The sequence below is a fragment of the Nocardiopsis potens DSM 45234 genome, assembly GCF_000341105.1.
Taxonomy (GTDB): Bacteria; Actinomycetota; Actinomycetes; order Streptosporangiales; family Streptosporangiaceae; genus Nocardiopsis_A; species Nocardiopsis_A potens.
This window is the reverse complement of record NZ_ANBB01000061.1, coordinates 46,056-69,466: the sequence shown is the minus strand read 5'-3', so window position 1 is coordinate 69,466 and position 23,411 is coordinate 46,056. Positions and strand designations below refer to the sequence as shown.

The window sequence follows — 23,411 nt, the reverse complement described above, 5'->3', positions numbered from 1 at the left end:
CCGGTCCAGGGAGGCGGCGCCTTCGGCGCCGCGCAGCACGTCGGTGAGCGACCAGTCGACCAGCCCGGAGAACGCGGTCTCGCATTCGTTGATGGCCTGGGCGAAGACGGGGGAGGAGTCGAGGAGTTCGGCGCCCATGCCGATCCACTGGGACCCCTGCCCGGGGAAGACGAACACCGTCCGCCCCCGCCCTGCGACCGAGCCGCGCACCCATTCCCGGCCCTGGATGGACATGGCGCGGTGCTCGAAGACCGAGCGCCCGGTGGCCAGGGAGAAGCCCACGTCGACCGGGTCCAGGCCAGGGTTCTCGGTCAGGAAGTCCCCGAGCCGCTCCACCTGGGCGTCGCGGGCGTCCGCGCTGCGGGCGGAGAGGAGCCACGGAACCGCGGAGGGGGCGGCGCCCCGTTCTTCCGGGTCGTCCGGGGCGGGCTCCGGAGCGGCGGACGGCTCTTCCACGATGACGTGGGCGTTGGTGCCGCTGACGCCGAACGAGGAGACCCCGAACCGGCGCGGCCGCCCGGCGTCTCCGTCCTCTCCGCCGCCCCCGTCCTCCCGGGCGGGCCAGGGCATCTCCTCGGTGAGCAGCTCGACCGCGCCCGCGTCCCAGTCGACCTCCGGCGTCGGTTCGTCGACGTGCAGCGTCTTCGGCAGCACACCGCCGCGCAGCGCCATCACCATCTTGATGAGCCCGGCGACGCCCGCCGCCGCCTGCGTGTGGCCGACGTTCGACTTCAGCGACCCCAGCCGCAGCGGCGCCCCCTCCCGCCCCCGGCCGTAGACGGCGAGCAGCGCCTGGGCCTCGATCGGGTCGCCGAGCCGGGTGCCGGTGCCGTGCGCCTCGACGGCGTCGACGTCGCCGGTGGAGAGCCCGGCGTCGGCCAGCGCGGCGCGGATCACCCGCTGCTGGGAGGGACCGTTCGGCGCGGTCAGCCCGCTGCTGGCGCCGTCCTGGTTGACCGCGCTGCCGCGCACCACCGCCAGCACCCGGTGGCCGTTGCGGCGCGCGTCCGACAGCCGCTCCACCAGCAGCATCGATGCGCCTTCGGACCAGCTCGTGCCGTCGGCCGACGCGGCGAACGACTTGCACCGGCCGTCCGGCGCCAGCCCGCGCTGCCTGCTGAACTCGATGAAGGTGTCCGGCGTGGCCATGACCGCGACCCCGCCGGCCAGCGCCATGTCGCACTCGCCGTTCCGCAGCGCCTGCACCGCCAGGTGGAGCGCCACCAGCGACGACGAGCAGGCGGTGTCCACGGTGACCGCCGGGCCCTCCAGCCCCAGCGTGTAGGAGATGCGGCCCGAGGCCACGCTGCCGGAGTTGCCGGTGCCCAGGTAGCCCTCGACGCCCTCGGGCACCCCGTTCAGCCGCGCCGCGTAGTCGTGGTACATGACGCCGGCGAACACGCCCGCGCGGGTGCCGCGCGCGGAGGCGACGGGGATGCCCGCCCGCTCGAACGCCTCCCAGGAGACCTCCAGCAGCAGCCGCTGCTGCGGGTCCATGGCCAGCGCCTCGCGCGGCGAGATCCCGAACACCCCGGGGTCGAAGTCGGCGGCGCCGTGCAGGAAGCCGGCCTCCCGGACGTAGCTGGTGCCCGGGGCGTCGGGGTCGGGGTCGTAGAGGGCGTCCAGGTCCCAGCCGCGGTCGTCGGGGAAGCCGGTGACGGCGTCGGTGCCGGAGGCGACGAGCCGCCACAGGTCCTCGGGGGACTCCACGCCGCCGGGGAGGCGGCAGGCCATGCCGACGATCGCGACCGGCTCGTGGGCGCGCTCCTGCAGCTCGCGAACCTGCCCGCGGGCCTCCTTGAGGTCGGCGGTCGCCCGCCGCAGGTATTCGAGCAGCTTCTCTTCGTTCACCGTTGACACGCCGTCCCCCTGAGTGGTCCTACGGGCGGTTGTGCTGTCGTCCTGGAGGTGCTTAGGGCTCACTGAGCTCCCCGTCGAGGAGGTCGAACAGTTCGTCGGCCGATGCCGTGCTGATGTCGGTCCCGCCCGCGCCGGTCCCGCCTGTCGGGCCGTCCGCCCCGGCGGCCCCGCCGCCGGGGCCGGCCTCGCGCCGGTCGGAGCCCCACGCCGGGTCCTCGACCAGGGCGACCAGGGTCCGGAGCCGTTTGGCGAGCGCGGCGCGGTCCTCGTGGCCGACCGGGCCCTCCGGGGCCGCGAGCGCCGAGGCCATCCGGTCGAGTTCGGCGATCGCCTCGCCCGGGGTGGCGGGGGCGGACCGCTCGCCGCCCCCGGCGGGCTCCCCGCCGCTCTGCGGCAGCTCCTCGTCGAGGAAGCCGGCGAGCGCGGCGGGCGTCGGGTAGTCGAACACCAGCGTCGCGGGCAGCTTGGTCCCGGCGGCGGCGCCGAGCCGGTTGCGCAGCTCGACGGCGGTCAGCGAGTCGAAACCGGCGTCCATGAACCCCTCGTCCGGGTCGATGGCGGCGCTCGACGGGTGGCCGAGCACCCCGGCGGCCTCGGCGCACACCGCCTCCAGGAGCGCGCGCCGGCGGTCGTCGGCGCCGTGCAGCAGCGCGAGGAGCGCGGGGGTGCCCGGGGCGTCGCCGCCGCCGTCGCCGTCCACCGCGGGGCCGGCGGGGGCCGCGCTCCGGCGCGGCGGGGCGGCCCGCACCAGGTTCCGCAGCAGGGCGGGCACCTCGGCGCCGGACGCGGCCTCGCGCCGGAGCCCGGCCGCGTCGATCCGCATCGGCAGCAGGACCGGCCCGCCGCCGCGCAGCGCGGCGTCGAACAGGGCGAGCCCTTCACCGGTCTCCAGCGCGCCGATGCCGGACCGGCGCATCCGCTTCAGGTCGGCGGCGCCGAGTCCGCCGGTCATGGCGCTGCGCTCGGCCCACATGCCCCAGGCGAGGGAGAGGGCGGGGTGCCCCGCCTCGGCCCGCCGCCGGGCCAGGGCGTCCATCGCGGCGTTCGCGGCGGCGTAGGACGCCTGCCCCGCGGTGCCGAACACGCCGGCCGCGGAGGAGAAGAGGACGAACGCGTCGAGGCCGAGACCGCGGGTGAGGTCGTCGAGGTGCCGGGCGGCGTCCGCCTTGGGGCGGAGCACCGGGGCCAGGCGCTCGGGGGCGAGGGCGGCGGCGATGCCGTCGTCGACCACGCCCGCGGCGTGCACGACCGCGCTCAGCGGGTGCTCGGCGGGGATCTCGGCGATGACCCGGGAGAGGGCGTCGCGGTCGGCGGCGTCGCAGGCGGCGACGTGCACCTCGGCGCCTTCGGCCGCGAGTTCGGCGGTGAGCTCGCCGGTCCCGGGGGCGTCGGGGCCGCGCCGGCCGAGCAGGAGCAGCCGCCGCACGCCGTGCTCGCGGACCAGGTGCAGGGCGAGTACCCGGGCGAGGGTCCCGCCGGCGCCGGTGATCAGCACGGTCCCGCCGGGCCGGAACACGGAGGGCTCGGGCCGCTCGGCGCCGCCGTCCGTGGATCCGGCGCCGGTGTCCGCTCTGCCGTCGGCGCCGCCGGCCTCGGCCGGTGCGAGCCGGGCGGCGAGGACGCCGCCGCGCCGGACGGCCAGCTGCGGCTCGCCGGAGGCGACCGCGTCGGGGAGGGCGCGGAGCGAGGCGGGGTCGCCGTCCAGGTCGACCAGCCCGAACCGCCCCGGGTTCTCGGTCTGCGCGGAGCGGACCAGCGCCCAGGCCGCCGCGGCCGCGGGCGAGGGCGCGGGATCGCCGCCGGCGGCGACCGCCCCCCGGGCGACCAGCACCAGCCTGCCCTCTCTCTCGGCGTCCGCGCCGATCCACCACTGGACGAGCCCGAGCGCGGCGCGCGCCGCCCCGTGCACGTCGCCCCCGCCGGGCAGCGGAACGACGACCGTGCCCTCCGGCGCCGCCCCATCGGCGCCGCCGCTCTGGACCCGGACGCCCGGCCACCGGGCCTCCAGCGCGGCGGCGAGGCCCTCGGCCCCGTCCCCGCCGGTGGCCAGTACCGTGACCGGGGCACCGGCGGCGTCCTCGGCGGGCGGGGCGGCGACCGGGTCCCATGACACCCGGTACAGCAGGCCGCCGCGGGCCGCGCGGTTCAGCGACTCGGGGGCGGCGCGGCGCAGGGTGAGCCGTTCGACCTCGGCCACGGGCCGCCCGCGGTCGTCGGAGAGCAGGACCGACACGGCGTCGTCGCCGAGCGGCTCGATCCGGACGCGGGCGCGCACGGCCCCGGGGGCGTGCACGGTGAGGCCGCTCCACACGAAGGGCAGCCGGATCCCCCCGTCGCCGGGGCCGAGCCCGCCCGCCGCGATGGCGTGCAGGGCGGAGTCCAGCAGCGCGGGGTGGATCGCGCAGCGGGCGGCGTCGGCGTGCGCCTCCTCGGCCAGGGCGACCTCGGCGAACACCGCGTCCCCGCCCCGCCACACCGCGCGCAGGCCCTGGAAGGAGGGGCCGAACTCCAGTCCGGTCTCGGCGAACCCCTCGTACAGCCCGTCGAGCGGGACCGGCCGCGCCCCGGCCGGCGGCCAGGCCGCCGGTCCCTCCGGGGCGGGGGAGGCGGGGTCCGGCGCGGGCCCGGCGGCGATCGTGCCGGAGGCGTGCCGGGTCCACGGCTCGCCGGGCCCGGCGTCGGAGGGGCGCGCGTGCACGCTCACCGACCGGGAACCGTCGGCGCCGGCCGCGGAGACCGCCACGTGCAGCGCCGCGTCCTCCCCCTCGGCGAGCGGGAGCGGCGCTTCGAGGGTGAGTTCGCGGACCGTCCCGCCGCCCGCCTGCTCGGCGGCCCGCACCGCGAGCTCGCCGAAGGCGGTTCCGGGCAGCAGGGCGCCGCCCGCGACGGCGTGGTCGGCCAGCCACGGCTGCGCGCGCAGGGACAGCCGACCGGTGAGCACCGCCCCCTCCCCGTCCGGCAGCGGCAGGGCGGCGCGCAGCAGCGGGTGGTCCACCTCCTCCAGGCCGAGCCCTTCGGCGCCGGGCCCGGCCGCACCCTGGTCGGGCGCGTCCAGCCAGAGGCGGCGCCGCTGGAAGGCGTAGGTGGGCAGGGCAGTGCGGCGGGCGCCGCTCCCGGCGAAGAACGCCTCCCAGTCGGGCCCGGCGCCGTGCACGTGCGCGGCGGCCAGCAGGGCGGCGGCGGTCTCCGCCTCGTCGCGGCCGCGCCGCAGCGCGGGCAGCAGCAGCGGACCGCCGCCGGCCCCTCCGGTCTCGGCGCTCCCGCCGGCGCCGGGGGAGCCCTCGGGGGCGCCGTCCAGGCAGTCCCGCGCCATCGCGGTCAGCACACCGTCGGGGCCCAGCTCCAGGTAGGCGGTGACACCGCGGGCGGCGAGCTCGCGCACGCCGTCGCGGAACCGGACCGCGTGCCGGATGTGGCGCACCCAGTAGCCGGGGTCGGCCAGCTCCTCGGCGGAGGCGGTGCGGCCGGTGAGGTTGGAGACGACCGGGATCCGCGGGGGCCGGTAGTCGAGCCGCTCGGCGACCGCGCGGAACTCCTCCAGCACCGGCTCCATCCGCGGCGAGTGGAAGGCGTGGCTGACCCGCAGCCGCCGGGTCTTCCGGCCCCGCTCGCCCGACCAGTGCCGCTCCGCCTCGGCGACCGCCTCCTCGTCGCCGGAGAGCACCACCGCGGACGGGCCGTTGACGGCGGCGACGCCCAGGGCGGCCTCGCGGCCCTCCAGGTAGGGCGCCACCTCCTCCTCGGCGGCCTGCACCGCGAGCATCGCGCCGCCCTCGGGGAGCCCCTGCATCAGCCGGCCGCGGGCGGCCACCAGCGTGCACGCGTCGTCCAAGTCGAGGACACCGGACACGTGCGCGGCGGCCAGCTCGCCGATGGAGTGGCCGATCAGCACGTCGGCGCCGAGCCCCCAGGACTCGGCGAGCCGGTACAGGGCGGTCTCCAGCGCGAACAGCGCGCACTGGGTGTAGCGGGTGCGGTGCAGCTCGGCGGCCTCCGGGGTGCCCTCCTCGGCGAACATCACGTCGCGCAGCGGGAGGTCCAAGTGGGCGTCGAACCGGGCGCACACCTCGTCCAGCGCCCGCGCGAACACCGGGAAGCGGCGGTGGAGGCCGCGCCCCATCCCGGCGCGCTGGCTGCCCTGCCCGGAGAAGAGGAACGCGGTCGCGCCCTCCTGAGCGGTGCCGAGGTGCAGGCCGGGGGCGGTGCCGCCGGACGCCAGCGCGTCGAGCAGGCCGCGCGCGTCGCCGGCGCCGCCGGGCAGCAGGACCGCGCGGTGCGGGAAGGCGGTGCGCTCCGTGGCCAGGGTGCGGGCGAGGTCGGGCATCCGCGGCGCCCCGGAGGGCGCGCCCCCGCCCCGGCCGTCCCGGCCCTGCTCGTCCCCGTCCCGGCCGCCGGGCGCCTCCCCGGCGGCGGCCCGGTCGAGGTGGTCGCGGAGGGCCGCGGCCTGCCCGCGCAGCGCCTCGGGCGACCGGGCGGAGAGCACCAGCGGCAGCGGCCGGGCGTCCGCGTCCTCCTCCGGCGCCCCGGCGGCCTCCCCGGCCGCGGACCCGGCCGGGCCCTGCTCCAGGACGACGTGCGCATTGGTCCCGCTGATCCCGAACGAGGAGACCGCCGACCGGCGCGGCCGCCCCGTCTCCGGCCAGGGGGCCGGCTCGGAGAGCAGCGCGAGCCCGCCGGAGTCCCAGTCGATGTGCCGGCTGGGCTCCTCGGCGTGCAGGGTGCGCGGCAGCGGCCCGCGCCGCATCGCCTCGACCATCTTGATGACCCCGGCGACGCCCGCCGCGGCCTGCGCGTGCCCGATGTTGGACTTGACCGACCCGACGGCCAGGGCGCGCCCCTCCGGCCGCTCCCTGCCGTAGACCGCCTGGAGCGCCCGGGCCTCGATCGGGTCGCCCAGGGCGGTCCCGGTGCCGTGCGCCTCCACCGCGTCGACGTCGCCGGGGGCGAGCCCCGCGTCGTCCAGCGCGGCCCGGATCACCCGCTGCTGCGAGGAGCCGTTCGGCGCGGTCAGCCCGTTGGACGCGCCGTCCTGGTTGACCGCGGTGCCGCGGACCACGGCGAGCACCTCGTGCCCGTTGCGGCGGGCGTCGGACAGCCGCTCGACCAGGAGCAGCCCCAGCCCTTCGCCCGGCCCGAACCCGTCGGCGCCGGCCGCGAACGCCTTGCACCGCCCGTCGGGCGCCAGCGCGCGCTGGCGGCTGAAGTCCACCAGCATCGCCGGTGTGGACATCACCGCCACGCCGCCGGCCAGCGCCATGTCGCACTCGCCGCTGCGCAGCGCCCGCACCGCCTGGTGGAGCGCCACCAGCGACGACGAACACGCGGTGTCGATGGTCGCCGCGGGCCCCTCCAGGCCGAAGGTGTAGGCGATGCGGCCGGAGGCCACGCTCGGCGTGCTGCCGGTCAGCAGGTACCCCTCGACCTCCTCGGGGGCGCGGGGCATGCGGGCGGCGTAGTCCTGGTAGCTGAGGCCGACGAAGACGCCGGTGCGGCTGCCGCGCAGCGACTCGGGGACGATCCCGGCGCGCTCGAACGCCTCCCAGGACGCCTCCAGCAGGAGCCGCTGCTGCGGGTCCATGGCCAGCGCCTCGCGCGGGGAGATCCCGAAGAACGCCGGGTCGAACTCGGCGGCGTCGTGCAGGAACCCGCCGCGGTCGGCGTAGGTCGTGCCGCTGTGCGCGGGGTCCGGGTCGACCAGGGACTCCAGGTCCCAGCCGCGGTCGCGGGGCAGCCCGGAGGTGGCGTCGCCGCCCCGCGCGAGCAGCTCCCACAGCTCCTCCGGGCTGCGGACGCCGCCCGGGTAGCGGCAGGCCATCGCGACGATGGCGACCGGGTCGTCGCCGGTCCCGCCGCCGGCCCCGCCGGCTCCGGCCGCTCCGGGGGCGGCGCCGGGCTCCGGGTCGTCGCCGAAGAGCTCGGCGCGGACGTGCGCGGCCAGCTCCGCGGGGGTCGGGTGGTCGAACACGGCCGTCGCCGGCAGCCGCAGCCCGGTGGCGGCGTTGAGGCGGTTGCGCAGCTCGACCCCGGTGATCGAGTCGAACCCGATCTCCTTGAACGGGCGGTCGGGGCGGACGTCCCGGGGCCCGGAGAAGCCGAGCACCCCGGCGACCTCGCTGCGGACGGCCTCCAGCAGCGCCCGGTCGCGCTCCTCGGCGCCGGCCCCGGCGGTGCGGCGGGCGAGCGGCGCGGCGGGCGCCGCGGACTCCTCCGGCGCGGGCGCCTCGCGCTCCCGCAGCCGGCGCACCTCCGGAAGGTCCTGGACGAGGGGGCGCGCCCGGTCGACCGTGTAGGCGTAGAAGAACCGCTCCCACTCGATGTCGGCCACGGTGAGCACGGTCTCGTCGCAGGCCACGGCGCGGTCGAGCAGCTCCAGCGCGGACTCGGGGTCCATCGACGGCAGGCCGTGCCGGTGCAGCCGCTCGCCGACCGAGCCCTCCGCCGCCATCCCGCCGCCGGCCCAGGGGCCCCAGGCGACGCTCAGCGCGTGCCGACCGGCGGCGCGGCGCTCCTCGGCGAGGGCGTCCAGGTAGGCGTTGCCGGGCGCGTAGTTGCCCTGCCCGGGGAGGCCGAGGGTCGCGGAGACCGAGGAGAACAGGACGAACGCGTCGAGGTCGAGGTCGCGGGTGAGCGCGTCGAGGTGGCGGGCGCCGGCCGCCTTGGCGTGCAGGACGCGGGCGACCTGCTCGGGGCGGAGGGACTCCACCAGGCCGTCGTCCAGCTGCGCGGCGGCGTGCACGACGGCGGTGAGCCGGGGCCCGTCCGCGCCGTCCCGCAGGCCGCCGATCAGCTCCGCGACCCGGTCGCGGTCGCCGACGTCGCAGGCGACCGCGGTCACCTGCGCGCCCGACGCCTCCAGCTCGGCGACGAGGGCGGCGGCGCCGGGCGTCTCGGCCCCGCGGCGGCCGGCGAGGACGATGCGCCGCGCGCCGCGCGAAGCGACCCACCGGGCGAGGTGGCCGCCGAGCGCCCCGAACGCGCCGGTGACCAGCACCGTCCCCTCGGGCGACCAGGTGCGGACCGGGGACCGGTCGGCCAGCGGGGCGCGGACCAGGCGGCGCACGAGGACGCCCGAGGGGCGCACGGCGACCTGGTCCTCGTCGCCGTAGGCGCCGCCCAGCACGGCGGCGACGGCGCGGTCCGCGGCGCGCTCTGCGGCGCGGTTCCCGGTGCGCTCCGAGGCGCGGTCGGGAGCGCCTTCCGCGCCGGGTGCGGCAACTTCGGGAACGGCGGCCTCGGATGCGGCGGCTACGGGCTCAGCGGCTTCGGGCTCGGCGGTCTCGGGAACGGCGGGCCCGGATGCGGGATCCGGCACTGCGGGCAGGTCGATCAGGCCGCCCCAGGACCCCGGGTGCTCCAGGGCGGCGACGCGGCCCAGCCCCCAGAGCATCGCCTGCTCGGGAGAGGGCGGGGCGTCCGCTCTCCCGGTGCCGACCGCCCCCTGCGTCACGCACCACAGCGGCGCGGCGACGCCGGCGTCGCGGAGCGCCTGGATCAGCAGGACGGTCGAGGCGAGCGCGGTGGCCGGCACCGGCGAAGCCTCCTCCCCGGCGGGGTCGGAGCCGTCCGGGGAGGTCCCGAGCAGGGACACCACCCCGGCGAACGGCCCGGGCCCGGAGGAGCCGTCCTCGGGGCCCTCCGCGCCCTCGGCGAGGGCGGCGGCGCGGACGGCGTCGGCGATGGCCTGCCTGCCGTCCTCGGGGCCGACGGCGACGGCGCACGTCGACCCGCCCGCGGCCCGCACGGCGCGGTCGATGCCGGCGGCCGCACCGCGCAGCGCGCCGGCGGTGTCCGCAGCAGAGCCGCCCGCAGCAGGGGGGGTGGCGGCAGAGCCGTCGGTGGCAGAGCCGTCGGCCCCGGAGAGGGCGGAGGGGACGGCCAGAAGCCAGCGGCCCTGGAGCCGCGTCCGGGGGATGCGCGCGGCGGAGGAGGAGCGCGTCCAGACGACGCGGTACCCCCAGGCGTCGAGCGGAGAATCGGCGGCGGTCCCCCCGGTTCCGGAAACGGTGTCGCCGCCCCCGGAGAGCGCGGGCCGGGGCGGGGGAGCGAGCCAGTAGCGTTCGCGCTGGAAGGCGTAGGTGGGCAGGTCGACGGCCCTGGCGCCGGTCTTCGCGAACAGGCTCGCCCAGTCGACGTCGAGGCCGTTGGTCCAGGCTTCTCCGGCGGAGAGGAGGAGGCGGTCGAGTCCGCCCTCGTCGCGGCGGAGCGATCCGGTGCCGACGATGTCGTCGGGGAGTGCCATGAGGAGGACGGGGTGGGGGCTGGTCTCGATGAAGAAGAGGTGGCCCTGCTCCTTCAGCGCCTCCACGGAAGGGCCGAAGAGGACGGGGTGGCGCAGGTTGCGGTACCAGTAGTCGGGGCCGAGGGCCGTGGTGTCCTCGATCCAGTCGCCCTCCAGTGAGGAGAAGAAGGGGATGTCCGCGCGGCGCGGCCGGATGCCGGCGAGCAGTTCGCGCAGCTCGTCCTGGATCCGCTCGACGTGGGGGGAGTGGGAGGCGTAGTCCACCGGGACGCGGCGGGCGCGCAGGCCCGTCTTCTCGCACTCTTCGACGAGTCCGTCGAGGAGGTTCGCGTCGCCGGAGACGACGGTCGCACTGGGGCCGTTGACCACCGCGATGGACAGCCCTTCCCGCCCTGCGATGATCTGTTCGACCTGGTCCTTGGGTGCGGCGATGGAGACCATCCCGCCGGACCCGGCCAGGGCCTTGAGCGCCTGGGCGCGCAGGATGACCACGCGTGCGGCGTCCTCCAGCGAGAGCGCCCCTGCCACGCAGGCGGCGGCGATCTCGCCCTGGGAGTGGCCCAGCACCGCGTCCGGCTCGACACCGAGGGAGCGCCAGACCTCGGCCAGGCCGATCATGGTGGCGAACAGGGCGGGCTGAACCACGTCCACCCGGTCCAGGGAGGCGGAGCCGTCGGTGCCGCGCAGCACGGCGGTCAGCGACCAGTCCACCAGCCCCGAGAAGGCCGCTTCGCATTCGTTGATGGTCCGGGCGAAGACAGGGGAGGAGTCGAGCAGTTCGGCGCCCATGCCGATCCACTGGGAGCCCTGCCCGGGGAAGACGAACACCGTCCGCCCCTTGCCGGCGACCGACCCGCGCACCCACTCCTCGCCTTGGAGCGACATCGCCCGGTGCTCGAACACCGAGCGGCCGGTGGCCAGGGAGAAGCCCACATCGACCGGGCTCAGCCCCGCACGCTCGTCGAGCAGGTCCGCGAGGCGGCCGATCTGCTCCTCGATCGCCTCGCCGCTCTTGGCGGACAGGATCCAGGGGGCCGCGGGCAGGGCCTTCGGGAGGGGACGGGCGTCTTCCGGGGCGTCCCCGGCGTTCTCTCCGGCCTCTTCGACGATGACGTGGGCGTTGGTGCCGCTGATCCCGAACGAGGACACCCCGAACCGGCGCGGCCGGCCGGCCGCGCCGGTCCAGGGGGCCTCATCCGCCAGGAGTTCGACCGCGCCCGCGTCCCAGTCGACCTCCGGGGTGGGCTCGTCGACGTGCAGGGTCTTCGGCAGGACGCCGTTGTGCAGCGCCAGCACCATCTTGATGAGCCCGGCGATGCCGGCGGCGGCCTGGGCGTGGCCGATGTTCGACTTCAGCGAGCCGAGCCGGAGCGGGGCGGTGTCGCCGCGCTCCCGGCCGTAGACGGCGAGCAGCGCCTGGGCCTCGATCGGGTCGCCGAGCCGGGTGCCGGTGCCGTGCGCCTCCACGGCGTCCACGTCGGCCGGTTCCAACCGGGCGTCGGCCAGCGCGGCGCGGATCACCCGCTGCTGCGCAGGCCCGTTCGGCGCGGTCAGACCGTTGGACGCGCCGTCCTGGTTGATCGCGCTGCCCTTGACGACGGCCAGCACCCGGTGGCCGTTGCGGCGCGCGTCCGACAGCCGCTCGACGAGGAGGACGCCGGCGCCCTCGGCCCAGCTCGTGCCGTCGGCGCCGGCGGCGAACGCCTTGGAGCGCCCGTCCGGCGCCAGCCCGCGCTGCCTGCTGAACTCGATGAACATGCCGGGCGTGGCCATGACCGCGACGCCCCCGGCCAGCGCCATGTCGCACTCGCCCCGGCGCAGCGCCTGCACCGCCAGGTGGAGCGCCACCAGCGACGACGAGCACGCCGTGTCCACGGTCAGCGCCGGACCCTCCAAGCCGAGGGTGTAGGCGACGCGGCCGGAGAGCACGCTCGTCGTGGTGCCGGTGAGCAGCCGCCCCGCGGAGGCGTCCACGGCGTCCTGGAGCCGGGGGCCGTAGTCCTGGGCCATGGCGCCGGTGAAGACGCCGACCTGGGCTCCGGCCAGGGAGATCGGCGGGATCCCGGCCCGTTCGAGCGCCTCCCAGGAGGTCTCCAGCATCAGCCGCTGCTGGGGGTCCATGGCCAGCGCCTCGCGCGGCGAGATCCCGAAGAACGCGGCGTCGAACCCGGCGGCGTCGTCCAGGAACCCGCCGTGGCGGACGCTGCTCGTGCCCGTCCGCTCGGGGTCCGGGTCGTACAGGGACTCGGTGTCCCAGCCGCGGTCGCCTGGGAACTCGGCGATCGCGTCGGTGCCGGAGGCGACGAGCCGCCACAGGTCCTCGGGGGAATCCACGCCGCCGGGCAGTCGGCAGGCCATGCCGACGATCGCGATCGGTTCGTCGTCCTGGAGAGGGGACGCCGCCGCACCCTTCGAGCCGCCGGCGTGGACGGCGGAGGCCCCGCCTTCGATCTCTTCCAGCAGGTGCGCCGCGAGCACGTCCGGCGTCGGGTGGTCGAAGACCAGGGAGCTGGGGAGTCGGAGCCCAGACGAGGCGGCGATCCGGTTGCGCAGCTCGACGCCGGCCAGTGAGGTGCATCCGAGGTCTCGGAACGTGGAGCCGGTGTCGATCTCGCCGGTGGACTCGTAGCCCAGTACGGCGGCGGCCTGGGAGAGGACGAGGTCGAGGACCTGCCGGGACTTCTCATCGGCGGAAAGCCCGGCGAGGCGCTCGGCCAGGGGGGAGCCGCCGGCGTCGGCGGGAACGTCGGCGGTGTCGGGGAGGGCGTCGGTGAACCAGTGCCGGCGGCGCTGGAAGGCGTAGGTGGGCAGGTCGACCGTTTTGGCGCCGGTGTTCGCGAACAGGTTGGCCCAGTCGATGGTGAGGCCGTTGGTCCAGGCTTCTCCGGCGGAGAGGAGGAGGCCGTCGAGTCCGCCCTCGTCGCGGCGGAGCGACCCCGTCCCCACGACGTCGTCGGGGAGTGCCATGAGGAGGACGGGGTGGGGGCTGGCCTCGATGAAGAAGAGGTGTCCTTCGTTCCTCAGGGTCTCCACCGCGGGGCCGAAGAGGACCGGTTCGCGCAGGTTGCGGTACCAGTAGTCGGGGCCGAGGGCCGTGGTGTCCTCGACCCAGGTGTTGTCGGTGGCCGAGTAGTACGCGACCTCGCCGCGCCGGGGAGAGATCTCTGCGAGCAGTTCGTGTAGCTCGTCCTGGATGCGTTCGACGTGGGGGGAGTGGGAGGCGTAGTCGACGGGGACGCGGCGGGCGCGCAGGCCCGTCTTCTCGCATTCGTCGATGAGTCCGTCGAGGAGGTTCGCGTCGCCGGAGACGACGGTGGCGCTCGGGCCGTTGAGCACCGCGATGGACAGTCCGGTCCGGGATCCGATGAGTTCTTCGACGTCATCGGCGGGTGCGGCGATGGAGACCATGCCGCCCGATCCGGCGAGCGCGCGCAGCGCCGGGGAGCGGAGGATGACCACGCGTGCGGCGTCCTCCAGCGAGAGCGCCCCTGCCACGTGGGCGGCGGCGATCTCGCCCTGGGAGTGGCCCAGCACCGCGTCGGGCTGCACGCCCAGGGACCGCCAGACCTTGGCCAGGCCGACCATCATCGCGAACAGGGCCGGCTGGACGACGTCGACCCGGTCCAGGGAGGCGGCGCCGTCGGCGCCGCGCAGCACGTCGGTGAGCGACCAGTCGACCAGCCCGGAGAACGCGGTCTCGCATTCGGCGATGGCCTGGGCGAAGACCGGGGAGGAGTCGAGGAGTTCGGCGCCCATCCCGAGCCACTGGGACCCCTGCCCGGGGAAGACGAACACCGTTCGCCCCCGCCCTGCGACCGAGCCGCGCACCCACTCCTCGCCCTGGATGGACATGGCGCGGTGCTCGAAGACCGAGCGCCCGGTGGCCAGCGAGAAGCCCACGTCGACCGGGTCCAGGCCAGGGTTCTCGGTCAGGAAGTCCCCGAGCCGCTCCACCTGGGCGTCGCGGGCGTCCGCGCTCTTGCCGGACACGAGCCAGGGGGCGGTCGGGAGCGCGGTTCGAGGGCCGCTCTCAGCGGCACCGGCCCGGGCGGGGGCGCCGCCGGGCTCCTCGGAGAGGACGACGTGGCAGTTGGTGCCGCCCATGCCGAAGGAGCTCACACCGGCCGTTCGCGCCGCGCCGCCGGGCGGGGCTTCGAGCGGTTCCCGCTCGGTGACGACGCGCAGCCGCAGCTCGTCCAGGGGGATCTCGGGGTTGGGGGTGGCGAAGTTCAGGCTGGGCGGGAGTTCGCGGTGGTGCAGCGCCAGCACCGTCTTGATCAGGCCCGCGATGCCCGCCGCGCCCTCCAGGTGCCCGATGTTGGTCTTGACGGAGCCGACCGGCAGAGGCCGGCCCTCGGCGCGGCGGGCGCCGCCGAGGACCGCGCCGAGGGCGGCCGCCTCGATCGGGTCGCCGACGGGGGTGCCGGTGCCGTGCAGCTCGACGTGGCCCACGTGCGCGGGGTCGACGCCGGCGTGCTCGTAGGCGGTGCGCAGGACCTCGGCCTGGGCGTCGGTGTCGGGCACGGTCATGCCCTTCTCCGCGCCGCCGCTGTTCACCGCGCTGCCGCGGATGACCGCGAGGATCCGGTCGCCGTCCTCCCGGGCGCGCGCGAGCGGCTTGAGCAGCACCAGGCCGCCGCCTTCGCCGCGCACGTAGCCGTTGGCGCGGGCGTCGAAGGTGTAGCAGCGGCCGTCCGGGGACAGGGCGCCGAACCGGGCCTCGGCCACGGCGCTCTCGGGGGCGATGTTGAGGTTCACGCCGCCGGCGAGCGCGAGGTCCGCCTCCCCGCGGATCAGGCTCTGGCAGGCGGCGTGCACCGCGACCAGGGACGACGACTGGCCGGAGTCGATGACGAGGCTGGGGCCGCGCAGCCCGAGGGCGTAGGAGAGCCGGTTGGCGATCATGCCGCGGTGCGTGCCGGTGAGCGTGTGCCGGTCGAACTCCTCGGCGCCCTCGCGCTGCAGCAGCGAGGCGTAGTCGTCCCAGATCGCGCCGACGAACACGCCGACCCCGGTCCCGCGGCGGGAGGCCGGCGGGACGCCCGCGTGCTCCAGGGCCTCCCAGCCCAGTTCCAGGACGAGCCGCTGCTGGGGGTCCATGGCGGCGGCCTCGCGCGGCGAGATCCCGAAGAACGCGGCGTCGAACCGGTCGACCGCGTCGAGGAAGGCGCCGCGGCGGGTGGGCACGCGGCCGGGGGCGTCGGGGTCGGGCGAGTAGAGGTCCTCGGCGTTCCAGCGGTCGGCGGGGGTGTCGCGCACGGCCTCGGTCCCGCCGCGCAGCAGGTCCCACAGTGCGGCGGGGCCGGGGGCGCCGGGGAAGCGGCAGGCCAGGCCGATGACGGCGATGCCGCCGCCCGCTCCGGTGGGGGCGGTCACGGGTCGCCGGTCTTCCTGACGGTCTTCCATCGCTTTCCAGACCCCCATCGATCCGCTCGGGACGCAGTTCGGCGATTCGCGGAATTCGCGCCCGCCGGTCCGCGGTTCCGCGCCGGGGTATTCCTTATTCATTTCGAAAGGAATTGTTCGCTCCGGTGTTTCTCCGCCTTCGGAGGGGCGCCTCCGGCCTCGGGGTCGGGGGCGCGCCATTCCGTTATCGCCGCCACCGGACGCTACGGAGTCGGGGGCGGCCGGACAACCCCTAACCAGCGGCTTCCCGCGTGACCTGTCGGCTTCGGGGGCAACCCCTCAGGCACCCCTATCCGGGGCCGGGGAATAGGGGGTGTCGTTTTCCGCGGTGCGGATCGGGGTGTGGGGGTGGAACACCGGGCGGGGTGGTGTCCGGAGAGCGGGTCCCGGTGCCGATCGGTCGCCCGGAACCCGGTGCGGGAGGGAGAACTTGACGCGGTGGGGCCGGTGTGGTGAGGGTTCGGTGGCGACTCTACAGTAGATGTGACCGAAGCCACACGACCGAAAGCGGCCATGAACGCACGTTCGGTGACCGCTCGGACACGGATCCGCATTCTCCCTCTTGGTGCGCTCCGTTCGGCGCCGCCCCCGCATTCACCCGCCAATTCATATCCGCCGCCGCTTCGACACGTGTGGGTAGAGTCGATTCGCCCAGCCCATTTAACCCCAGGTAATCGTGGAACGCCTCGGACGGACACGGAGGACGTGTGTTGGTGAGGCTCGTCGAACGGTCGCGTGAACTCGATTCGCTGAGATCTGTCATCGACGCCTCTTTCGCCGGTGACGGTCAGATCGCCCTCGTCTCGGGCGCCGCCGGAAGCGGAAAGACCGAGCTCCTGCGCGAGGCGCGGGGATACGCGCGCTCGGTCGGGGGCAACGTCATCGCGGGCCAGGGGGCCGTGGCCGACCGCCGCCTCCCCCTCGCCTTCATCGAACAGCTCATCAGCGGCGCGGCCATGACGCCCGAAGAGGCGGAGAAGGCCGCCCGGGCGGTCGAAGAGGCGGCGAGGGCCGCGGAGGAGGCCCCCTGCTCCGCCGAGGAGCCGCTCCACGCCCACCACCTGCGCGATATGTGCAGGCTGCTGAGGTCGCCCTCCAACGCCCCGGTGCTGCTCGTCGCCGACGACATCCACCACGTCGACCCGGCCTCCCGGCAGGTGCTGATGCACTTCGCCCAGAACGGGCTCTCGCGCCCGCTCGGGTTCCTGTTCAGCGAGCGGGTGGGCTCGTGGCCGGAGTACCAGATGTTCCGCAGCGCGCTCATGCGGATGCCCAACTGCCACGCGCTGTGGCTGCCCCGCCTGTCGCCGGACGGGGTCCGCCGGGTGCTGGCCGACTCCTTCCCCGAGGAGGCGGCGGCCCGCCAGGCGCCCGCCTACCACGACGCCAGCGGCGGCAGCCCGCTGTTCGTGCGCGCGCTGGTACAGGACCACGAGGCCGAGCGCGGCCTGCGCGGGCCGGGGGAGGACGGCTGCCACGACGGCTGCGACGGCGCCCTGGTCACCGGCGAGGCCTACGCGCAGGCGGTCCTCACCTGCCTCTACCGCAGCGAGCCCGGCGCGCTGCGCACCGCCCGCTGGCTGGCGGTCGCCGGCCCGGTCGGGGCCCCGCTCATCGAGCGGCTGGAAGGCATCGAGGGCGGCTCCGTCAGCCGCCACCTGCACGAACTGACCGCGATGGGGCTGCTCGACGGGGACGAGCTCTGCCACCCCGCCGCGCGCGACGCCGTCCTCGGCGACATCCCCGAGGACGCCCGGCAGGACATGCACCTGCGCGCCGCCGAGCTGCTGCACGAGGAGGGCGAGTCCGCGCTGCTGGTCGCCACGCACCTGGTCGCCGCCAAGTGGGGCGACGCGCCGTGGGCGCTGGCGGCGCTGGAGCGGGCCGCCGAGCAGGCCATGGCCGAGGACCGGATCGACCTGGCGGTGAGCTGCCTGGACCAGGCGGTGCACTCGGCGACCGAGGACGACACCCTGATCCGCCTGGGCGCCCTGCTCATCGCCGCGTCCTGGCGCTGCGCCCCGGCGGTGGCCGCGCGCCGCTTCGCCCTGCTGGACCGGCTCTGGGAGCGCGGCCTGCTGGGCACCCCGCAGGCGCTGCTGCTGGTGGTCTGCCTGGTCTGGTACGGCCGCATCGCGGAGGCGCGCAAGGCGCTGATCGACATCGGCGCGGACGCCGACGCGCAGGACGACCCGGAGTTCCGCATCGCCGAGATGTGGCTGTCCTGCTGGGTGCCGCTGCTGCTGCGGAGGCTGCCCGCCCGGTCCGCCGGCGCGTCCCGCGCGGAGCCCCCGGCCGCGCCGCCGCGCGCCGGGGGCGGCGGCGGGACGTTCGTCAGCGCCCGGATGGGCGCCGAGACGGGCGCGGTGCGCTCCTCCGGGCTCCGGTTCACCGCCTTCTCCGCGCTGCACGACGTGCTGTACGGCGACCCCGACGGGTCGGTGCTGGTCCGCGCCGAACAGGTGCTGGAGCGGTCGCGGCTGTCGGAGAAGACCTACGCCGCGGTGGAGTCGGCCCTGCTCGCGATGGTCTACTCGGACCGCCTGGAGCGGGCCGCCTACTGGTCGGACTCGCTGCGCGACGAGGCGGCGGAGCGCCGGTCGCCCGGCTGGGAGGCGATCTTCGCGGCGGTCCGCGCGGAGGTGGCGCTGCGCCAGGGCGACCTGCGCAGCGCGATGGCCAACGCCCGGTTCTCGCTGACCTACATCACGCCGGAGAGCAGCGGCCTGGCGGTGGGCGGCCCGATGGCGGTCATGGTCATGGCCCACACCGCGGTCGGCGAGTACGACGAGGCCGAGCGGCTGCTGCAGCGGCCGGTGGCCGAGGAGATGCTGGTCTCCCGCCCCGGCCTGCACTACATGTACGCGCGCGGCCGGTACTGGGCGGCGACCGGCCGGAACCGCGCGGCGCTGGGCGAGTTCATGCAGTGCGGGGAGTACATGCTCGACTGGGGCATGGACCGGCCCTCGGTGGTGCCGTGGCGGGCCGCGGCCGCCGAGGTGCAGCTGCGGCTGGGCGACCGGGAGCAGGCGCGGCGCCTGATCGGGGCGCAGTCCGGCCGGATCGGGGCCGGGCAGCACCGCACCCGCGGCGCGACCCTCCGACTGCTCGCGGAGTGCGCGGACCCCGGCGACCGCGAGCGGCTGCTCACCGAGGCCGTCGAGGCGCTGCGGGTGGGCGGTGACCGGTTGGAGCTGGCCCGCGCACTGCACGACCTGAGCCGCCTCCAGCAGGGGAGCGGGGACACCCGCAGGGCGCACACGACGGCGCGCGCGGCCTGGGAGACGGCGGACGCCTGCGGGGCCCGGGTCCTGCGCGAGGAGATCCTGCCGGGCGCCGCGGCGCGGCCCGGCGGCGCCGAGCCGGGCGAAGCGGGCGCCGAGGCCCGCCCGGGCGCGGCGCTCCAGGACCCCGGGAAGGGCGCCCTCCCGGAGTCCGCCCCGGCGAACGGCCCGGGCCGGGGCGCCCCCTACAGCGAGACGCTCTCCGAGGCCGAACTGCGGGTGGCCGCCCTCGCGGCCCGCGGGCTGACCAACCGGCAGATCTCCAACCGGCTGTGGATCACGGTCAGCACGGTCGAGCAGCACCTGACCCGTGTCTACCGAAAACTGAAGGTGGCCCGCCGGCGCGACCTCCCCACCGACCTGATCCACCAAGAGGGCACCCTGGCCCCCTGACCCCGCCCGCCCCTCCCTGATCCCCGACATCAACATCACCGCAAGAGGAAAGAGGGGAAGGGGAGAAGAGCGGGAGCCCCCACTCGAGCGCGGCGCCCCACGGGGCCAGGGTTCAAGCGGGCGGCGACGGCGCAGGCAGGGGCGGGGCGAAGGCGGTCGCCCGGGCGCGGCGCCTCACGGAGCGAAGGTTCAGACCGGCGGCGACGGCGGCGGTGGGGACCGGCTGGTCGGTCGGGTGCGGGCCCCACGGGGTGAGGGTTCAAGCGGGCGGCGACGGCGGCGGTGGGCACCGGCTGGTCGGTCGGGTGCGGCGTCTCGCGGAGCGAAGGTTCAGACCGGCGGCGACGGCGTAGGCAGGGGCGCGGTCGGGCGCCCTGGCCGGGCGCGGTGCCTCACGGGGCGGGGGCTCAAACGGGCAGCGAGGGCAGCGGTGGACACCGGCCGGTCGGTCGGGCGCGGCGCTCCGTGAAGCGAAGGTTCAAGCAGCGGCGACGGCAGCGGCAGGGGCGTGGTGGAGGCGGTCGCCCGGGCACGGGCCCCACGGGGTGAGGGTTCAAGCGGGCGGCGACGGCGGGCAGGGGAACCGGCTGGTCGGTCGGGTGCGGCAGAGCGGGGTGGGGCGGTCGGGGCGGGCCGGGGTGGCGGGTTCGCCGTTTCCGTGTCGCCCGGGCGCCGGGGCCGACCGCCTCTGAAATCGCTACACCTCTTTGACCTGGATGAATACGCAGGGTGATGGTGGGGTGGGGCGCCCTGCGCACCGCGAGAGCACCTCGGTGATTCCCGGGCGCGCATCCCGGCCCGGATCGGCCCCCGAGAGGCCCGAATCGCCCCGGTCGGGCCGGTGTTCGGGGGTTCGAGCCGCCCGCAAGGCCGGGAAGCAGGGGGCCGGAACCCGGGGAGGGATGGCGCGAGGGCGAGATGTCGCTTTTGCTCTCCTGGAAGGACCCGCTTTGGCCACTCTGGGTGATCGGTGAGGGGATGGTGGGGGCTTGGGGGCTTACTACTCGCTGGTAGATGTAATCGGGGTGCTCTCGCGGCGCGCAGGGCGCCCCCGCTCCCGCCCGATCCCCGCCGCAAACCAGGCATATAGGGATAAGACCCCCTGGCGGGCCCGGGCAAGCGGGCCGGCTCCCTGCGCCGGGGCACCACTCCGCTCCCGCCTTCGCCGCCTGCTTGAACCCCCGCCCTGCGGGGCGCCGCGCCCGGGCGACCACCCTCGCCCCGCCCCTACCGCTGCCGTCGCCGCCCGTCTGGACCTGCACTCCGCGAGACGCCGCACCCGACCGACTGGCCGGTCTCCACTCCTCGCCTTCGCTGCCCGCTTGGACCTTCGCTCCGTGGGGCGCCGCGCCCGGGCGACCGCCTGCGCCCCGCCCCTGCCTTCGCCGTCGCTGCCGGTTTGAACCGTCACCCCGTGAGGCGCCGCGCCCGGGCGAGGTCTGCGCCCCGGCCCTACCCTTGCCGTCGCCGCCTGTCTTGACCTGTACTCCGCGGGGCGCCGTGCCCAACCGACCGGCCGGTCCCTCTCCCGCCGCCGCTGCCGGTCTTGACCTTCGCTCCGTGAGGTGCCGCGCTGGACCGACCGGCCGGTGCCCACCGACGCCTTCGCCGCCGGCCTGAACCCCGGCCCCGCGGGGCGCCGCGCCCAACCGGCCGGCCGGCCGCCCCCTTCCGTCGCTGCTGCTTGGGTGAACCTCGCCCTGGGGGCGTCGTGCCCGGTTACGGGTGGGGTGTCCGGGTGTCCTGGGCTGCGAGGGCGGAGACGGTCTGGCGGAGTCCCTCTTGCAGGGGGATCTCGGGGTGCCAGCCGGTGGCGGTGTGGAATCTCGACGGGTCGATCTCCACGCTGCGGAAATCGGTCTCCTCGGCCTGGGCGGGCGGTTCGACCGAGAGGACCGGGACGGGGGGACGGCCGGCGTGCTCGGAGACGAGCCGGGCGATGTCGGAGAAGACGTCCCCGAGCCGGGCCCCGCGGCCGGTACCGACCAGCCAGTGCCCGCCCGCGAGGGCGTCGGCGTGGTCCAGTGCGGCCGCGAAGGCGCGCGCCACGTCGCGGACGTGCACCAGGTCGCGGAGCACGGTGCCGTCGTTCCACATGGTCAGGGCCTCGCCGCCCAGCGCGCGGCGGGCCATCGAGGAGACCACCCCCCGGTCCCGCGCCGCCGGGTGGCGGGCCTGCCCGAACACGGTCGGCAGCCGCAGGGAGGCGCCGCGGACCGCGCCCTCGGCGGTGGCCGCCTTCAGGGCCTGCTCGGCGGAGAGCTTGTGCCGGTCGTAGGCGCTCCGGGGCCGGTCCGGCTCGGTGCCGTCGAGCCGGGTCCGGTCGGCGAGGCCGACCTGGGTCGTCGTCCCCGCGAACACGACCGCCGGCGGCGGGCCCGCCGTGCGGCGGTCGCGCACCGCGGCGATCAGGTCGTGCATCAGGCCGACGTTCACCCGCTCGGCGCCGCCGTCGCCGCCGGCCGCCCGCCAGCCGGTCGCGCCGCCGAGCCTGGCCGCCAGGTGGACGACCGCGTCGGCGCCTTCGACGGCGCGGGCGAGCTCGCCGCCGGCGGTGAGGTCGGCGCTGCGCACCTCGACGCGGGCCGCGCCGCCGGAGGGCTCGGGCACCGGCCCCCGCGCCACGAGCCTGAGCCGGACCGGCCGCCGGGAGAGCTCCTCGGCGACCCAGGAGCCGATGAAGCCCGAGGCGCCGAGGACGGCGATCAGGGGCCGGGACCGGGACTGGGGGTCGGTCACCGCCACAGCTCCTCCCCGATCTCCCGGCAGCGGGCGTAGGAGGGGAGCAGGCCGCGGGCCTCGGCCTCGGCGAGGGTGGGCGCGGCCCGGTCGCGGGCGGACAGGACCGGGGCGACGTCCTCCGGGATCGGCAGGCCGAGCCCGGGGTCCAGCGGGGAGACCGCCAGCTCGTTCTCGGCCACGTAGGAGCCGGAGAGCAGGTAGGACATCACGGTGTCGTCCTCCAGCGCGATGAACGCGTGGCCCACGCCCACGGGGAGGTACATCGCCCGGAAGCCGTCCTGGTCGAGCAGGACCGAGTCCCACCGGCCGAACGTCGGGGAGCCGGTCCTGATGTCGACCACGATGTCGATAGCCCTCCCGCGCGGGCAGTAGACGTACTTGGCGGTCCCCGGGGGAGTCGCGGTGAAGTGGACCCCGCGCACGACGCCCCGCTTCGACCTGCTGTGGTTCGACTGGGCCACGGGGAACAGGGGGCCGCCCACGGCCTCGGTGAAGGCCGGCTCCTGGAACGGGGCGACGAAGACGCCGCGCTCGTCCGGGAAGGCCTTCGGGGTGAACTCGAAGGCCCCTTCGACCTCCAGCGCCCGCGCGCTCATCGTCTCGGTCTCCACCAGGGCGGGGGAGTGCGGCCGCTGCGGCCGCCGGGCCCCGGACACGTCATCGGACACGTGGTCGGACACGTCGTTCCGCCTTTCGCTCAGTCTTCGGTGGACTCGGGGGCGGGGGCCGGGCGGCGCACCGCCAGGAACAGGCCGCGGCCCTGCTGGACCCCCTCGATGTACTCGGCGTCGAGGCCCGCGCCCGCGAACGCGGCCTCGTACTGCGCCCTGGTGAACAGCCGGGCCGTGTAGGTCTCGGAGAAGTGCCGGACGCCCGACCCCCGGTCCGCGACGGTGTAGTGCACCTCCATCCGCGAGCCGCCGCCGTCGCGCACGGAGTGCGAGACCCGGGCGACGGTCCGCTCCCCCTCGGTGACGACGTCGGCGGAGACGTACCCGTCCAGGAAGGTCTCCGGGAACCACCAGGGGTCGACCGCCGCCACGCCCCCGGGGGCCAGGTGCCGGGCGAAGCAGCGCAGCGCATCGGCCAGCCGGTCGAACGACTCGGGGTGGCCGATCGACCCGAACAGGCAGGTCACCGCGTCGAACGACCGGCCGAGGTCGAAGTCGCACATGTCCCCCTGGTGCAGGGCGGCCCGCAGGCCCTTCGCCCGCGCGGCCTCGATCATGTCCTTGGACGCGTCGAGCCCCGCGACGTCGCCGAACGACTCCTCGAACGCCTCCAGGTGGGCGCCGGTCCCGCAGCCGACGTCGAGCAGCGAGGCCGCGCCCGGCATCCTGCCGCGGACCAGCCCCCCGATGTACTCGGCCTCGGCCCGGTAGTCCTTGCCCCGGCCCCGGTACACGAGATCGGAGATCTCGGTGAATTCCGCTCCGTACACGCTCTCACCTTCACTCGTTCCTGAGGGGGTCCCGCCCCCGCGGTCT

General features: G+C 76.3%; 6 protein-coding genes. 1 reads left to right on the top strand and 5 read right to left on the bottom strand.

The genetic code is table 11. The features are described from left to right. Both D459_RS0124440 and D459_RS37120 read right to left on the bottom strand, forming a co-directional pair. Nucleotides 1-1,860 (bottom strand): type I polyketide synthase (locus tag D459_RS0124440; RefSeq protein WP_026120728.1); only part of this gene is annotated, 1,860 nt, incomplete at its 3' end. A 52-nt stretch (nucleotides 1,861-1,912) separates the two neighbouring features. Then, nucleotides 1,913-15,475 (bottom strand): type I polyketide synthase, encoded by a 13,563-nt coding sequence (locus D459_RS37120; protein ID WP_017595632.1) that lies wholly within the window; start codon nucleotides 15,473-15,475, stop codon nucleotides 1,913-1,915. Between the two features lie 743 nt (nucleotides 15,476-16,218). On the opposite strand from D459_RS37120, the gene D459_RS37420 reads away from it, so the two are divergent. Next, complete coding sequence (locus tag D459_RS37420) at nucleotides 16,219-19,182, top strand: helix-turn-helix transcriptional regulator (RefSeq protein ID WP_017595631.1); 2,964 nt, start codon at nucleotides 16,219-16,221, stop codon at nucleotides 19,180-19,182. A 1,719-nt stretch (nucleotides 19,183-20,901) separates the two neighbouring features. On the opposite strand, the gene D459_RS0124425 is transcribed toward D459_RS37420, so the two are convergent. From D459_RS0124425 to D459_RS32650, 3 genes are all read right to left on the bottom strand, one after another. Continuing rightward, a complete protein-coding gene (locus D459_RS0124425; protein ID WP_206540798.1) occupies nucleotides 20,902-21,921 on the bottom strand; it encodes an NAD-dependent epimerase/dehydratase family protein in 1,020 nt (339 codons plus the stop codon). Continuing rightward, on the bottom strand, nucleotides 21,918-22,520 hold the full coding sequence (locus D459_RS0124420) for a dTDP-4-dehydrorhamnose 3,5-epimerase family protein (RefSeq protein ID WP_026120727.1): 603 nt from the start codon (nucleotides 22,518-22,520) through the stop codon (nucleotides 21,918-21,920). Before D459_RS0124420 ends, D459_RS0124425 begins: the two co-directional genes overlap by 4 nt. Before the next feature lie 101 nt (nucleotides 22,521-22,621). Then, the gene (locus D459_RS32650) at nucleotides 22,622-23,365 is read right to left on the bottom strand and encodes a class I SAM-dependent DNA methyltransferase (protein ID WP_017595628.1); all 744 of its coding nucleotides are present in this window, start codon (nucleotides 23,363-23,365) and stop codon (nucleotides 22,622-22,624) included. Nucleotides 23,366-23,411 lie beyond the last annotated feature (46 nt).